Origin of the sequence: Streptococcus infantis (genome assembly GCF_047460405.1) — a bacterium.
Lineage (GTDB): Bacteria > Bacillota > Bacilli > Lactobacillales > Streptococcaceae > Streptococcus > Streptococcus infantis_Q.
Genome location: NZ_JASHGH010000003.1, coordinates 68,924 through 83,580, shown reverse-complemented (window position 1 = coordinate 83,580; position 14,657 = coordinate 68,924). Strand labels below are relative to the sequence as shown.

General features: G+C 40.6%; 17 protein-coding genes. 10 read left to right on the top strand and 7 right to left on the bottom strand.

Annotated elements, in window-relative coordinates; all coding sequences use genetic code 11:
* Positions 1 to 3: 3 nt before the first annotated feature.
* From fabG to QM928_RS02085, 10 genes are all read left to right on the top strand, one after another.
* Positions 4 to 738, top strand: a complete 735-nt coding sequence (gene fabG / locus QM928_RS02130; RefSeq protein ID WP_414294456.1) for a 3-oxoacyl-[acyl-carrier-protein] reductase — start codon at positions 4 to 6, stop codon at positions 736 to 738.
* 22 nt (positions 739 to 760) lie between these two features.
* A complete protein-coding gene (gene fabF, locus QM928_RS02125; protein ID WP_414294455.1) occupies positions 761 to 1,996 on the top strand; it encodes a beta-ketoacyl-ACP synthase II in 1,236 nt (411 codons plus the stop codon).
* Between the two features lie 2 nt (positions 1,997 to 1,998).
* The gene (gene accB / locus QM928_RS02120; protein WP_414294454.1) at positions 1,999 to 2,481 is read left to right on the top strand and encodes an acetyl-CoA carboxylase biotin carboxyl carrier protein; all 483 of its coding nucleotides are present in this window, start codon (positions 1,999 to 2,001) and stop codon (positions 2,479 to 2,481) included.
* The gene (gene fabZ / locus QM928_RS02115) at positions 2,478 to 2,900 is read left to right on the top strand and encodes a 3-hydroxyacyl-ACP dehydratase FabZ (RefSeq protein ID WP_414294453.1); all 423 of its coding nucleotides are present in this window, start codon (positions 2,478 to 2,480) and stop codon (positions 2,898 to 2,900) included. The genes accB and fabZ overlap by 4 nt, the downstream gene beginning before the upstream one ends.
* Before the next feature lie 11 nt (positions 2,901 to 2,911).
* The gene (accC, locus tag QM928_RS02110) at positions 2,912 to 4,279 is read left to right on the top strand and encodes an acetyl-CoA carboxylase biotin carboxylase subunit (protein ID WP_414294452.1); all 1,368 of its coding nucleotides are present in this window, start codon (positions 2,912 to 2,914) and stop codon (positions 4,277 to 4,279) included.
* A gap of 34 nt (positions 4,280 to 4,313) precedes the next feature.
* The gene (gene accD / locus QM928_RS02105; protein ID WP_281335156.1) at positions 4,314 to 5,177 is read left to right on the top strand and encodes an acetyl-CoA carboxylase, carboxyltransferase subunit beta; all 864 of its coding nucleotides are present in this window, start codon (positions 4,314 to 4,316) and stop codon (positions 5,175 to 5,177) included.
* Positions 5,177 to 5,944: an acetyl-CoA carboxylase carboxyl transferase subunit alpha gene (locus QM928_RS02100; RefSeq protein ID WP_281335155.1), complete on the top strand. Its 768-nt coding sequence runs from the start codon at positions 5,177 to 5,179 to the stop codon at positions 5,942 to 5,944. The genes accD and QM928_RS02100 overlap by 1 nt, the downstream gene beginning before the upstream one ends.
* A gap of 310 nt (positions 5,945 to 6,254) precedes the next feature.
* Positions 6,255 to 6,350, top strand: a complete 96-nt coding sequence (locus tag QM928_RS02095) for a bacteriocin (RefSeq protein ID WP_281335154.1) — start codon at positions 6,255 to 6,257, stop codon at positions 6,348 to 6,350.
* A gap of 90 nt (positions 6,351 to 6,440) precedes the next feature.
* Complete coding sequence (locus QM928_RS02090; RefSeq protein WP_281335153.1) at positions 6,441 to 7,166, top strand: CPBP family intramembrane glutamic endopeptidase; 726 nt, start codon at positions 6,441 to 6,443, stop codon at positions 7,164 to 7,166.
* 362 nt (positions 7,167 to 7,528) lie between these two features.
* A complete protein-coding gene (locus tag QM928_RS02085; RefSeq protein ID WP_281335192.1) occupies positions 7,529 to 8,242 on the top strand; it encodes a CPBP family intramembrane glutamic endopeptidase in 714 nt (237 codons plus the stop codon).
* 58 nt (positions 8,243 to 8,300) lie between these two features.
* On the opposite strand, the gene nusB is transcribed toward QM928_RS02085, so the two are convergent.
* The 7 genes from nusB to gatC all read right to left on the bottom strand — a co-directional run bounded on the left by nusB (position 8,301) and on the right by gatC (position 14,412).
* Positions 8,301 to 8,723: a transcription antitermination factor NusB gene (nusB, locus tag QM928_RS02080; protein ID WP_281335152.1), complete on the bottom strand. Its 423-nt coding sequence runs from the start codon at positions 8,721 to 8,723 to the stop codon at positions 8,301 to 8,303.
* Positions 8,716 to 9,105: an Asp23/Gls24 family envelope stress response protein gene (locus tag QM928_RS02075; protein WP_049548992.1), complete on the bottom strand. Its 390-nt coding sequence runs from the start codon at positions 9,103 to 9,105 to the stop codon at positions 8,716 to 8,718. The genes nusB and QM928_RS02075 overlap by 8 nt, the downstream gene beginning before the upstream one ends.
* Before the next feature lie 28 nt (positions 9,106 to 9,133).
* Entirely contained in the window at positions 9,134 to 9,694 is a 561-nt protein-coding gene (efp, locus tag QM928_RS02070) for an elongation factor P (protein WP_000568646.1), read from the bottom strand.
* 339 nt (positions 9,695 to 10,033) lie between these two features.
* Positions 10,034 to 11,077, bottom strand: coding sequence for a 2,3-butanediol dehydrogenase (locus tag QM928_RS02065; RefSeq protein WP_281335191.1), 1,044 nt, complete (start codon positions 11,075 to 11,077; stop codon positions 10,034 to 10,036).
* Positions 11,078 to 11,201: 124 nt separating this feature from the next.
* Positions 11,202 to 12,644, bottom strand: coding sequence for an Asp-tRNA(Asn)/Glu-tRNA(Gln) amidotransferase subunit GatB (gatB, locus tag QM928_RS02060; protein WP_414294451.1), 1,443 nt, complete (start codon positions 12,642 to 12,644; stop codon positions 11,202 to 11,204).
* The gene (gene gatA / locus QM928_RS02055; RefSeq protein WP_414294450.1) at positions 12,644 to 14,110 is read right to left on the bottom strand and encodes an Asp-tRNA(Asn)/Glu-tRNA(Gln) amidotransferase subunit GatA; all 1,467 of its coding nucleotides are present in this window, start codon (positions 14,108 to 14,110) and stop codon (positions 12,644 to 12,646) included. Before gatA ends, gatB begins: the two co-directional genes overlap by 1 nt.
* Complete coding sequence (gatC, locus tag QM928_RS02050) at positions 14,110 to 14,412, bottom strand: Asp-tRNA(Asn)/Glu-tRNA(Gln) amidotransferase subunit GatC (RefSeq protein WP_311518865.1); 303 nt, start codon at positions 14,410 to 14,412, stop codon at positions 14,110 to 14,112. Before gatC ends, gatA begins: the two co-directional genes overlap by 1 nt.
* Positions 14,413 to 14,657 lie beyond the last annotated feature (245 nt).

Here is a 14,657-nt window from a genome sequence, read left to right as displayed (position 1 = left end):
AACATGAAACTAGAACAGAAAAATGTCTTTATTACAGGCTCAAGTCGAGGAATTGGTCTTGCCATTGCTCATAAATTTGCCAGCTTGGGAGCCAATGTTGTCTTGAATAGTCGTGGTGAAATCTCCGAGGAGCTTCTAGCCGAATTTAAACCATACGGAGTGAAGGTCCTTGCTATTTCTGGTGACGTTTCTGATTTTGCGGATGCTAAGCGCATGGTGGACCAAGCGATTGAGGAGTTGGGCTCAGTTGATGTTTTAGTCAACAATGCCGGGATTACCCAAGACACTCTCCTGCTCAAGATGACAGAAGTAGACTTTGAGAAGGTTTTAAAAGTCAATTTGACAGGTGCCTTCAATATGACACAAGCAGTCTTGAAACAGATGCTAAAAGCTCGTGAGGGTGCCATTATCAATATGTCCAGTGTTGTTGGTTTGATGGGAAATATCGGTCAAGCGAACTATGCTGCTTCAAAGGCAGGATTGATTGGTTTTACCAAGTCTGTAGCACGTGAGGTTGCCAATCGCAATGTGAGAGTAAATGCTATTGCGCCAGGAATGATTGAATCGGATATGACCGCTGTCTTGACAGATAAAGTAAAGGATGCCATGTTGGCGCAAATTCCGATGAAACAGTTTGGACAAGCAGAGCAGGTGGCTGATGTGACAGCCTTTCTTGCTAGTCAAGATTATCTAACAGGACAAGTAATTGCAATTGATGGTGGACTAACCATGCAATAAGAGTTAAAATAGAGGTAGAAGAATGAAACTGAATCGAGTAGTAGTGACAGGTTATGGAGTGACATCTCCAATCGGCAACACACCAGAAGAATTTTGGAACAGCTTAAAAACTGGTAAGATTGGAATTGGTGAAATTACTAAGTTTGATCATAGTGAATTTGCAGTGCATAATGCGGCAGAAATCAAAGATTTTCCTTTTGACAAATATTTTGTAAAAAAAGATACCAATCGTTTTGATGCTTATTCTTTGTATGCGCTATATGCAGCACAAGAAGCCGTTAATCATGCAGGTCTTGATGTAGAAGCTCTGGATAAGGATCGCTTTGGTGTTATCGTTGCTTCAGGTATCGGTGGAATCAAGGAAATCGAAGATCAAGTCATTCGCCTTCATGAAAAAGGTCCAAAACGTGTGAAACCGATGACCCTTCCAAAAGCTTTACCAAATATGGCCTCAGGAAATGTTGCTATGCGCTTTGGTGCTAATGGTATTTGTAAATCTATCAATACTGCTTGTGCTTCTTCAAATGATGCAATTGGGGATGCCTTTCGTTCCATCAAGTTTGGTTACCAAGATGTTATGCTAGTTGGTGGTTCTGAGGCTTCTATCACTCCATTTGCCATTGCTGGTTTCCAAGCCTTGACAGCTCTTTCAACAACTGAAGATCCAAGTCGTGCCTCGATTCCTTTTGATAAAGACCGTAATGGTTTTGTCATGGGAGAAGGATCAGGAATGTTGGTTCTTGAAAGTTTAGAGCATGCTGAAAAACGGGGAGCGACTATCTTAGCAGAAGTTGTTGGCTACGGGAATACCTGTGATGCTTATCATATGACTTCACCACATCCAGAAGGTCAAGGAGCTATTAAAGCCATCAAACTTGCCTTGGATGAAGCAGAGATCACACCAGATCAAGTAGCTTATGTTAATGCTCACGGTACTTCAACTCCTGCTAATGAAAAAGGAGAAAGTGGAGCAATCGTAGCTGTTCTTGGTAAGGAAGTACCTGTATCTTCAACTAAGTCATTTACAGGCCATTTGCTAGGAGCGGCAGGAGCTGTTGAAGCAATCGCTACTATTGAAGCTATTCGTCAAAGCTATGTTCCAATGACAGCTGGAACGATAGAATTATCAGACTACATTGAAGCAAACGTTATCTATGGACAAGGATTGGAACGTGAAATTCCATATGCTATCTCAAATACCTTTGGATTTGGTGGGCATAACGCAGTTCTTGCTTTCAAACGTTGGGAGAATAAGTAAAGATGAATTTAAATGAAATCAAAGACTTGATGGCACAATTTGACCAGTCAAGCTTGAGAGAATTTTCTTATAAAAATGGAACGGATGAGTTGCTTTTCAGTAAAAATGAAGCAAAATTTATCTCAGAAACAAGTCCAGCACCTCAACCAGCGGTTTCAGTAACTGAATCTACACTTGCACCACAAACTCCAACTACAACACCAGTTGTAGAAGCAGTTTCAGAATCAGGTGCTAGTGAATCTGAAGCTGAAGGGGACCTTGTAGAAAGTCCACTTGTCGGAGTTGCTTACTTGGCTGCCGGACCAGACAAACCTAATTTTGTTTCAGTCGGTGATACTGTTAAAAAAGGCCAAACTCTGGTCATCATCGAAGCTATGAAGGTCATGAACGAAATTCCAGCACCTAAAGACGGTGTCGTAACAGAAATTCTTGTTGAAAATGAAGAAATGGTTGAGTTTGGGAAAGGCTTGGTACGTATCAAATGATTAATATTCAAGGAATTAAAGAAGCTTTGCCACACCGTTATCCCATGCTCTTAGTAGATCGTGTCTTAGAAGTTAGTGAAGATACAATTGTTGCCATTAAAAATGTGACGATTAACGAACCTTTCTTCAATGGTCATTTTCCTCAATACCCAGTTATGCCTGGAGTCCTCATTATGGAAGCCTTGGCTCAGACAGCAGGTGTTTTGGAATTATCAAAACCTGAAAACAAAGGGAAACTTGTCTTTTATGCTGGTATGGATAAGGTTAAGTTTAAGAAACAAGTTGTTCCTGGTGATCAGCTTGTCATGACAGCAACGTTTGTCAAACGTCGTGGCACAATCGCCGTAGTAGAAGCGAAGGCAGAAGTAGATGGTAAGCTTGCAGCAAGCGGTACTCTGACCTTTGCTATTGGAAACTAGGGAGGTTTTCCATGTTTCGTAAGATTTTAATTGCCAATCGTGGTGAAATTGCTGTTCGTATTATTCGTGCGGCACGAGAATTAGGAATTGCAACAGTCGCTGTCTATTCGACTGCTGACAAGGAAGCTCTCCACACGCTTTTGGCTGATGAGGCTATCTGTATCGGCCTTGGGAAGGCTACAGAATCTTATCTGAACATCAATGCCATCCTTTCAGCTGCGGTCTTGACTGAAGCTGAAGCCATTCACCCTGGATTTGGCTTTTTAAGTGAAAATTCCAAATTTGCAACCATGTGTGAAGAAGTTGGGATTAAATTTATCGGACCATCAGCTCGTGTCATGGATATCATGGGAGATAAAATTAACGCCCGTGCTCAAATGATTAAGGCTAATGTTCCCGTCATTCCGGGTTCAGATGGAGAAGTTCATACTGCAGAAGAGGCTCTTGCTATTGCTGAAAAAATTGGTTATCCAGTTATGCTGAAAGCTTCAGCTGGAGGTGGTGGAAAAGGGATTCGTAAGGTTGAAAAAGCAGAAGATCTCGTGTCAGCCTTTGAAACAGCCTCTAGTGAAGCCAAAGCCAACTTTGGTAATGGAGCGATGTACCTTGAGCGTGTGATCTATCCTGCTCGCCATATTGAAGTACAGATTCTTGCTGACCAGATGGGTCATGTTATTCACCTAGGTGAGCGTGACTGTTCGCTTCAACGGAATAACCAAAAGGTTTTAGAAGAAAGTCCTTCGATTGCTATTGGAAAAACCCTTCGTAATGAAATTGGTGCAGCGGCAGTACGTGCAGCGGAGTCTGTTGGTTACGAGAATGCTGGTACCATTGAATTCCTACTAGATGAAGCGACTGGGAAATTCTACTTTATGGAAATGAATACTCGGGTCCAAGTAGAACATCCAGTAACTGAATTTGTATCTGGTGTGGATATTGTCAAGGAACAAATCCGTATCGCAGCAGGTCAACCTTTGACCTTGAAACAAGAAGATATTGTTCTAAAAGGACATGCTATTGAGTGCCGTATCAATGCGGAAAACCCAGCCTTTAATTTTGCACCAAGTCCAGGGAAGATTACCAATCTTTATCTACCGAGTGGTGGTGTTGGCTTGCGTGTTGACTCAGCAGTTTATCCAGGTTATACCATTCCGCCATACTATGATAGTATGATTGCTAAAATTATTGTTCATGGCGAAAATCGTTTTGATGCTCTCATGAAAATGCAACGAGCTCTATATGAACTCGAAATTGAAGGGGTTGTCACCAATGCTGATTTCCAACTCGATTTGATTTCAGATCGTCGAGTAATTGCTGGAGATTACGATACTTCCTTCTTGATGGAGACCTTCTTACCACACTATCAAGAAAAAGAATAATGTAAAAAGACTATGAGACCGAAAAGGGGGATGTATGGCTCTATTTAGTAAAAAAGATAAATATATTCGAATCAATCCCAATCGTTCGACTGTAAATCAACCTCAGATCAAGCCAGAGGTTCCAGATGAACTCTTCTCCCAATGTCCAGGTTGCAAATATACGATTTACCAAAAGGACTTGGGGAGTGAGCGTATATGCCCTCACTGTGGCTATACCTTCCGTATTTCAGCTCAAGAGCGTTTAGCTTTAACCATTGATATGGGTACGTTTTTGGAAATGTTTAAAGGGATTGAGACTCAGGATCCTTTGAATTTTCCAGGCTATCGTAAAAAGTTAACTTTGATGCGTGAAAAGACAGGTCTTGATGAGGCTGTTGTAACAGGAACAGCTTTGATTAAGGGAGAGAAGGTTGCCCTTGGCATCATGGATTCAAACTTTATTATGGCGTCAATGGGGACAGTTGTTGGTGAAAAAATCACTCGCTTGTTCGAATATGCGACCGCTGAAAAATTGCCAGTCGTCTTGTTTACGGCTTCTGGTGGTGCCCGTATGCAAGAAGGAATCATGAGTTTGATGCAGATGGCTAAAATCTCTGCAGCTGTTAAACGCCATTCCAATGCAGGTCTCTTTTATCTGACAATCCTTACGGATCCAACAACTGGAGGTGTTACAGCTTCCTTTGCTATGGAAGGGGATATCATCTTAGCGGAACCTCAAAGTCTTGTTGGTTTTGCTGGACGCCGTGTGATTGAAAATACGGTAAGGGAAGACTTACCAGAGGATTTCCAGAAGGCAGAGTTTCTTCTAGAGCATGGCTTTGTAGATGCAATTGTAAAACGGCGAGAATTGCCAGATATGATTGCTCGATTAGTAAGGTTGCATAAGGGGGATTGTTGATGAATATAGCGAAAATCGTCAGAGAAGCACGTGAACAAACCCGCTTAACTGCCTTGGACTTCGCAACAGGAATTTTTGATGACTTTGTGGAGCTACATGGGGATCGCTCTTTCAGAGATGATGGTGCTGTGGTTGGTGGTATCGGATGGTTAGGAGACCAAGCAGTAACTGTAGTTGGAATCCAAAAAGGTAAAAGTTTACAAGATAATCTTAACCGTAACTTTGGACAACCCCATCCAGAAGGCTATCGCAAGGCCCTTCGTTTGATGAAGCAAGCTGAAAAGTTTGGTCGTCCTGTTGTTACCTTTATCAACACTGCTGGTGCCTATCCAGGTGTAGGGGCAGAGGAACGTGGACAAGGTGAAGCTATCGCCCGTAATCTCTTTGAAATGAGCGACCTAAAAGTGCCCATTATCGCCATTATTATCGGTGAAGGTGGATCTGGTGGAGCTCTTGCACTTGCAGTAGCTGACCGTGTTTGGATGCTTGAAAATTCCATCTATGCCGTACTGAGTCCTGAAGGATTTGCTTCTATCTTATGGAAAGATGGAACTCGTGCCATGGAAGCAGCTGAGTTGATGAAAATCACCTCGTATGAGTTGTTGGATATGCAAGTTGTTGATAAGGTCATCTCTGAGGTGGGTCTATCAAGTAAAGAACTGATCAAGCAAGTGAAAGAACAACTCCAAGCAGAAGTCGATGCACTTGGTAAACTTCCGTTAGATCAACTCATTGAAGAACGCTTCCAACGCTTTAGAAAATATTAAAAAGAAAGAGAGTGGGACAGAAATCGGTAATTCGTTAGAATTCGATTTCGTCGTCCCACCTCCGCACAGTTGAGTAGGGCTGTAAAAGCTGATGAAATCAGCGTAGTAGAGCCCACTCAACCACTGCGTCTTGCTCGACAATCCAAAGACAATTGAGAGGCCAGGACTTTTGTCCCAGCCTCTTTTTGGCTGCTATAAAAAAGACATTTCAGGATTAAGAATTGACAGTTGAGGAAATAACTGCTAAAATAATCAAAAAAATATGTATAATGAACATATAGGCTTAGAAACATATCATTTAAGAAGCTACTTGACAGCTACATTTACAGTTCTTTCGTTTGAAGAGTTAGAGCAAGTTTCAGGTGGTGGTATGATTTGGATGTTTGATGAAAGAATTTGGACTTGACCTAGTATAGCAACAAATCAGAAAACTATACTTGCTGATGTGACTAGACGTAGTTCTGGTGTTGGCTATTGATAAGTTAAAGGAGTGAGTATGAAAAAACTAGGGCATTTGGGAGTCTTTGTCTTACTGGTATTTCTATCGGTTTATCTACCAGAGTTAGGGATTATGTATCTGACTAAGTTTTTAGGATGGGGGATAGATGGCTATTCTATCTTTTTAACAGTTGAAGTAACAGCTCTTTTGCTATTATTTATCTACTGGCTCAAAAAGAAAGAGATGCTCTATATTTTTGAAAAAAAGGGTTCTAAGAAGTCAAGATTCTTTTACCTTGTAGTTGGTCTAGTGGCTACTTATTTTGATCGTCAATTGGTGGATGCTTTTCAATTACAGTTTCATCACCTAATTGATAACAAGTATATCTTTCAAGACCTTATTTCGATTCTATACTCCAATGGGCAACCAACTTTTCTATCAACTGTTCTCAGTTTTAGTTTAACAGTAGTCGTCGGACCTATATTGGAGGAACTGATTCATAGAGGGTATTTTATGAATACCTTCTTTCCAAACTCCAAGTATTATCTGGATGTTATCTTATCAGCCCTCATCTTTGGACTTAGTCATTTGATCCTAACTCACCGAGATCCTATCAGTTTGATCATTTATAGTTTAGGCGGTCTCTTCTATGCCCTGGTCTACCGTTGGACAAAGAACCTGAAAATTACAATCCTGTGCCATAGTTTTTTCAACTTTCTCATTTATGCAAAGCCCATCTGGATTTTTGTTTATAATTTTATCTATTATCATTTTTTAAGATAGTAGTAATAAGAAAAGTGTTTGGCAGAAGTCAAGCACTCTTTTGATTCTTCCCCGAAGAAAGTTAGCTCTCTATTTTAAGTGATTAAGAGATGCTTCAACAGTAAGGTATACATTTCGGGATTAAGAATTGACAGTTGAGGAAATAGATGTGAGTGTGGTCAAAAAAAGATGTATATTATATAATAAGGAATGATAATCTGATGGACTAGTCACTAGGCTAGGAAGAAAGAATGAAAAAATTTCAGATGCCCTATTCTACTACTTTAAAAGCGTTATTGAGGTATAGTAGTAAATTGGAGAGTTGACTAGTCATTGAGAAGATCTGTAGATTTGGTAATTTTGTTGATTAGAAAGAAGTAATGATGAAAAAACTAAGACAATTTGGAATGTTTTTGCTGATTAGTTTCCTATCTACCTATTTACCACAAACGATTGGTTTGTATGTGACGATCATTTTAGGTCTAGGTATAGATAGCTATTCTATTATTTTAACAATGGAGTTAGTGCTGATCCTATTTCTTTTAGTTTGGTGGTTACAAAGGAAAAAGATGCTCTTTGTCTTTGAAAAAAAGAGTTGGAACTGGTCAACGATATTTTACTTGCTTGCATGCTATGTGGTGAATCAAGTTTTAGGTCGCTTTTGGGAACGCTATGCTCATTTGATTGATTACAAGAATATTCATGATTACCTTTATACAATGGTGCTTTCTAATGGACGACCAACTTTTTTATCGACTATTCTTAGTTTTATCTTAGTAGTCATCATTGGTCCTATTTTGGAAGAGACGCTTGATCGTGGATATTTTATGAATACCTTTTTTCCCCAGTCCAAGTATTATCTGGATGTCATCTTCTCAGCTCTTATATTTGGATTCAGTCATTTGATACTATCTCACCGAGATCCGATTAGTTTATTATATTTTAGTTTTTTCGGTTTCTTTTTCGCTCTTGTCTATCGTTATACATCTAATCTACGATTGACCATTCTTTGTCATTGTTTGTTCAACTTTTTCAACCACGCTAAACCTATTTGGATTTTTGTTTATAATTTTATCTATTATCGTTTTTTTAGATAGTGCTAGTAATAAGAAAATAAAAAAAGTGTTTGATTTGAGTCAAACACTTTTTCTATACTTAATCTTCTTCTGTCACAAATTGACTGAGGAGTCCGTTGATAAAACGGGCTGATTTTTGATCTGAAAAGCTTTTAGCAAGCTCAATGGCTTCGTTAACAGCTACGAGTTGAGGAGTGTCAAATGAAGTAATTTCAAAAACTCCTAGGCGTAGAAGAGTTTTTTCCACTAAAGTCAGACGATCGATAGTCCAACCAGTTTTCAAATGTTGAGTGATTTGTTTATCCAGATCATCCTTTTTAGCTTGGACACCAGAAACGAGCTCCACAAGGAAGTTAGGAAGTTGCACATCTGCATCTTCGCGATCATGCGTGTAGGCGAAGCGACAAGCGGTTTCTAGATCTGAACCAAATTCAAGACTCATCAAAGCTTGGAAAGCACACTTACGTAGCTCACGTCTAGATTCTAATAATGGACTAGTCATTGAGGAAGTCCTCGTCGAATAAGTCTTTCAATTCTGGTTTTGGTGTTTTATCTGGAACGATACCAGCAACGTGAATGTTGACTGCAGTGATTTCAACATCAGCCATATTGCGGACAGCATCCTTAACAGCTTTCTGGATAGCCATAGCAACCTTAGGAACTTTGACACCGTACTCTAGGTAGAGATAGATATCAGCTGTAAGTTCATCGTTGGCTTCTTTTAGGTATACGCCACGACCAAGAGAAAGTTTTGAAAGGGTGTCAGATACTGATTTGTTTGAAAAAGAGTGTACGCCTTCAACTTTCGCAGTTGCAATAGCAATGATTTTTTCTAGTACACGTGGGGCGATGACGATTTCGCCAAGTTGTTCTTCAATTCCCATAGAATGACCTCTTTCTAGTTTCTAGAGATTAGGCGCGAGAAACGTAAGTTCCTTCTGCAGTGTTGATAATCAATTTTTGTCCTGCTTCGATAAAGTCTGGAACGTTCACGACAAGACCAGTTTCCATAGTTGCTGGTTTACCAGAACCTGTAACAGTAGCACCTTTGATAGATGGTTGTGTTTCAGCAACTGTCAATTCAACAGTAGTTGGTACAGTTACACCGATTACTTCAGTTCCGTAGAATTGGATTTTTACATCTGAGTTTTCAAGGATGTAAAGCAATTCGTTTTCAACATTCACAACAGGAATTTCGTATTGGTCATAAGTTTCTGTGTTCATGAAGTAAGCTGTGTCGTCCATTTTGTACAAGTATTGAGCTGGAACTGTTTCGATAATAGCTTGCTCAAATTTTTCTTCTGGGCGGTAGCTTGTTTCAAAAGTTGAACCAGTACGGACATCACGCAATTTCATACGCATGATAGTGTTTCCTTTACCTGGTTTGTGGTGGCTAGCTTCCAAAACACGGATCAATTTTCCTTCTGCTGTTTCAAAGGTCATACCAGCCTTTAGTTTACTTGCTTCAATCATGTTTTTACCTCTTTTATAAATATTATTACTCTTCATTTTACCATAAAATCTTCTGGAAATAAAGCCAAAATAGTTATTGGGAGATGGTAGAGGAGAAAAAGAATATTGCCTAGTCAGGTGGAGTGGTTAATGTTAAATAGTATCCACTATATTTCTTCTCATACTCAATGGAAATCAAAGAGCAAACTAGGAAGCAAGCCGCAGGCTGCTCAAAACACTGTTTTGAGGTTGCAGATGGAAGCTGACGTGGTTTGAAGAGATTTTCGAAGAGTATTATATTTCAAAAGGCCGTAGTAAGCTTACTCCGACCTGTTAGTATTGTCTTAAAAAGATTGATTTTTATTCTGGTTCTACCAAAATTTTAATTTGTGACTTATCTTGAGTTAATTCGATAAAGCCTTCTTCGATGATATTTTCCAATTTAATTTTCTTAGTAACTAATTTTTCAGCAGAGAAGTAGCCTTGTTCCATCAATTCTAATACTTTAGGGAAGATATGACGATAAGCAATGATTCCTTTTAGTGTCTTTTCTTGGATTGCAAATTCATTCGGATTAATATTTGCTTCTCGTTCCCAGATAGAGACCACCATGCACTCACCTGCTTTATGTACGGCAGCTAAGGCTTGTCCTAAAACTACTGGCACACCCGTTACTTCATAAGAAACATCTACACCACCGTTTGTTAAACGATGAATAGCTTCAACAGCTGTTTCACCTTCTTCCGGACGGACAACGATAGCTCCTAACTCTTCAGCTTTTGCTTGACGTTCAGGTGATAGTTCAACAGCATAAATCTTAGAAGCACCCGCTGCACGAAGGGCTTCTACAATTAAGAGACCAATCGGACCTAAGCCAAAGACAGCAGCAGTATCACCAGTTTTTAGTGCTGATTGACGAACTGCATAAACTGCAACAGCAGCTGGCTCAGTGAGAGCAGCTTGCTCATAGCTTAAGCTATCTGGAATGACATGTACTAAGTCACCGTCTAAAACACAATATTTGGCAAATCCACCGTCTGCAGCCAAACCGACAAAATTAAGGTTTGGATCCAAATTATAATTACCAACTAAGTTATTCTTAGCTAGAATTGGTTCTACAGCAACACGATCACCAATTTTAACACGAGTAACATCGCTTCCGACTTCTACAATTTCACCAGAAAATTCATGTCCCAGTGTTACTGGTGCTTTTTGACCAGAATAGACATGTTCTTCTGTTGGGATGAAGATAGGGCCATCTAAAAATTCGTGGAGGTCAGTACCACAAATTCCTGTGAATTTAACAGCAACTTTTACTTGGTGCGGAAGTACCTCAGGAACTTCTACTTCTTGAATACGAACATCTTTTGCTGCATGCCAGCGAGCTGCTTTCATTGTAGTTATATGAATAACTCCTTATTGTTGCGATTTTTAGTTTTCCTTTTAGGAAACTTTACATGTAATATTGTAAACGCTTTCCTTGTATTTGTCAAGAAAAACCAACCTCAGGGCTGGTTTCTTTTACATATTAATTTTCTTTCAACTTAGCCAGTTCTTGGGCAAGTAGCTTGAGGGCAACCTGTGGGTTGGCTTGTCCTTTGGTTGCTTTCATAAGGAAGCCTGTGAAGGCCTTGTCTGCGTTGCGTTTGCCTGACTTGAAGTCGGCAACAGCAGCTTCGTTATCTGCAAAGACTTGGTGGATAATTGGAATCAAGATTTCTGGATCTGAGATTTGAACCATACCTGCTTTCTCCACGTATTCACGCGCACCTCCGCCATTTTTAGCCAGGTGAACAAAGACTTTCTTGGCAATCTTAGACGAAATCGTACCGTCTTCGATGATGGCAATCATTTCAACCAAGTTTTCTGGTGTCAATTCGATTTGTTCCAGTGTCTTGCCTTCCGCGTTCAAGAATTGAGCGACTTCACCTTGGAGCCAGTTAGATACTTGTTTGGCATCGCCACCGAGGGCAACAGCTTTCTCAAAGAAGTCAGAAGTAACTTTATTAGCTGTCAACTGACTAGCATCGTAGTCTGATAATCCGAGTTGAGAGACATAGCGTGCACGGCGCTCTTTTGGAAACTCTGGTAACTCCGTACGCATTTCTTCGATCCACTCATCAGAGATTTCAAAGAGCGGTAGGTCTGGTTCTGGGAAGTAACGGTAGTCTGCAGCTCCTTCCTTAACACGCATGAGGATAGTTGCCTTGTTAGCTTCGTCATAACGACGTGTTTCTTGGCGGATTTGACCACCAGAGCGAAGGATTTCAGCTTGGCGTTGAACCTCGTATTCGAGACCCTTACGAACGTTTGAGAAGGAGTTAAGGTTCTTCAATTCAGTCTTGGTACCGAATTTCTCTTGACCATAAGGACGAAGCGAGATGTTGGCATCCACACGCATAGAGCCTTCTTCCATCTTAACGTCAGAAATACCAGCATACTGGATCACTTCCTTAAGAGCTGTTAGATAAGCATAAGCTTCTTCTGGTGAACGCATGTCTGCTTCAGATACGATTTCAATCAAAGGCACCCCTTGGCGGTTGAGGTCAACATAAGAGTAACCATCTGTACCATGCGTGTTTTTACCTGCATCTTCTTCTAGGTGAGCACGTTCGATACCGATTTTCTTAGTCGTACCATCTTCTAGTTCCACTTCAATCCAACCGTTGTAACCGATTGGTTCATCAAACTGAGAAATTTGGTAGGCTTTGGGATTATCAGGATAGAAGTAGTTCTTGCGGTCAAAGTGCATCTTTTTGTGGATGTCCATGTTAAGAGCGAGTGCAGCCTTGATACCAGCATCGACAACACCTTTATTGAGAACTGGTAGTACGCCTGGGAAAGACCAGTCAATCACGTTAGTGTTGGCATTTTGGTCATTTCCAAAGTGAGCAGAAGTAGGTGAGAAGATTTTTGAATTGGTGTTGAGCTCTACGTGGACTTCAAGTCCAATGACTGTTTCAAAGTTCATTAGTTATCACCTCCAAAAATCACGGGTTGTTGCTTGTGGTAGTCTGTTGTTGCTTCAAAAGCAGCAGCAGCTTGGTAGATAGTCTCTTCTGAGTATTTAGGACCAATCAATTGGAGCCCGACAGGTAGACCTTGGGCAAATCCTGCAGGAATTGAAATTCCTGGAAGTCCAGCCAAGTTGACTGGGATGGTCAAGAGGTCAGCCAAGTACATGGCAACTGGATCGTGGTTGAGTGAATCCAAATCAAAGGCCACGCTTGGAGCTGTTGGACCAAGGATGAGATCGTAATCTGCAAAGACTTTTTCAAAATCTTGGATGATGAGGGTACGAACTTGACCAGCCTTCTTGTAGTAGGCATCGTAATAACCTGATGAAAGGCTGAAAGTTCCAAGCATGATACGACGTTTCACTTCATCACCAAATCCTTGGCTGCGAGTATTAACGTAAATCTCGTCCAAGTTTTTAGCATCTTCAGCACGGAAACCATAGCGGATACCGTCAAAACGTTGTAAGTTTGATGAAGCTTCTGATGAAGCGATGATGTAGTAGACTGCCACACCGTATTTAGAGTGAGGAAGGCTCACTTCTTCAACGATAGCACCAAGTTTTTCAAAGTGCTTAGCGGCGTTGAGGATAGTTTCCTTAACTTCTGGGTCAATCCCTTCGCCAAGGTATTCCTTAGGCAAAGCAATTTTCATGCCCTTAATGTCTTGACCGATTTTTGAAGTAAAGTCAGCAATTCGGACTGGAGCAGAAGTAGAGTCTTTTGCATCTTCGCTGGCAATAGCATTGAGCAAGAGGGCATTTTCCTTAACAGTTGGAGCAAAAGGACCAATTTGGTCTAATGAGCTACCAAAGGCAATGAGACCGAAACGTGAAACTGTTCCGTAAGTTGGTTTGAGACCAACAATCCCGTTAAAGGCAGCAGGTTGGCGGATAGAACCACCAGTATCAGAACCAAGTGATAAGCGGACTTGTCCAGAAGCTACAGCTGCAGCTGAACCACTTGATGATCCACCAGGAACCTTGCTGTGGTCCCAAGCATTTTTAGTAGCACCGTAGTAAGAAGTCTCACCTGATCCACCCATGGCAAACTCGTCCATGTTGGTTTTCCCAACAACGATCAAGCCCTTAGATTTTGCATTGGCAACAGCTGTGGCATCAAAGATAGGCTCGTAGTTATAGAGCATTTTTGAAGCTGCTGTTGTTAAGAGACCATCTGTAGAAATGTTATCCTTAACAGCCAGGGGAATTCCAGAAAGAACATTGTCAGCATCGATTCCAGCTTCATCAATAGCTTTAGCCTGAGCAAGAGCTTGATCTTCAGCGATTGTAACAAAAGAATTGAGGGCTTCCTCGCGAGACTTGATATCTTCAAGAGTTGCTTGTGTCAACTCAGTTGCTGAAATTTCCTTAGAAACAAGGAGATTGTGCAAGTCTTCAATCGTTTTATTGTTAAAAGTCATTAGGCATCTCCTCCATCATCCAGGATAGCTGGTACCTTGATATAGTAGTTATCTTTTTCAGGTACATTTTTAAATAAGCGGTCACGGTCAGTTCCTTCTTCGGCTACGTCTGGGCGAAGAACGGTCTTGCGATCTGCCATGGTAGTCGTTGGTTCAACACCAGTAGTGTCGACTTCGCCCAGCAATTCGACCATATCAACAATCTTAGACAAGGTAGTCGCAAAGGCAGCAGTTTCTTCTTCTGAGAATTTTAATTTTGAAAGATTGGCAACGTGTGTTACCTCTTCTTGCGTAATTTTCATCTGATATCCTTTCGTGAAATGATGATTATTTATCTGTTCTATTTTACCATATTTTCCTATAAATAAGGGAGGTAAAGCTGAAAAAAGACATCTGGCAAGTCAAGAAAGAGATTTTTAAAGAGACAAAAAAATAGCCGTCCTAACTTTGGCGAGTTAACGAGCTATTTTTTAGTTATGTAATTACAGCCACCGTCTTAAACGGCTCTGTGGGGTGTTGTTGTCGCAACACCTTTTTCTATATTCAT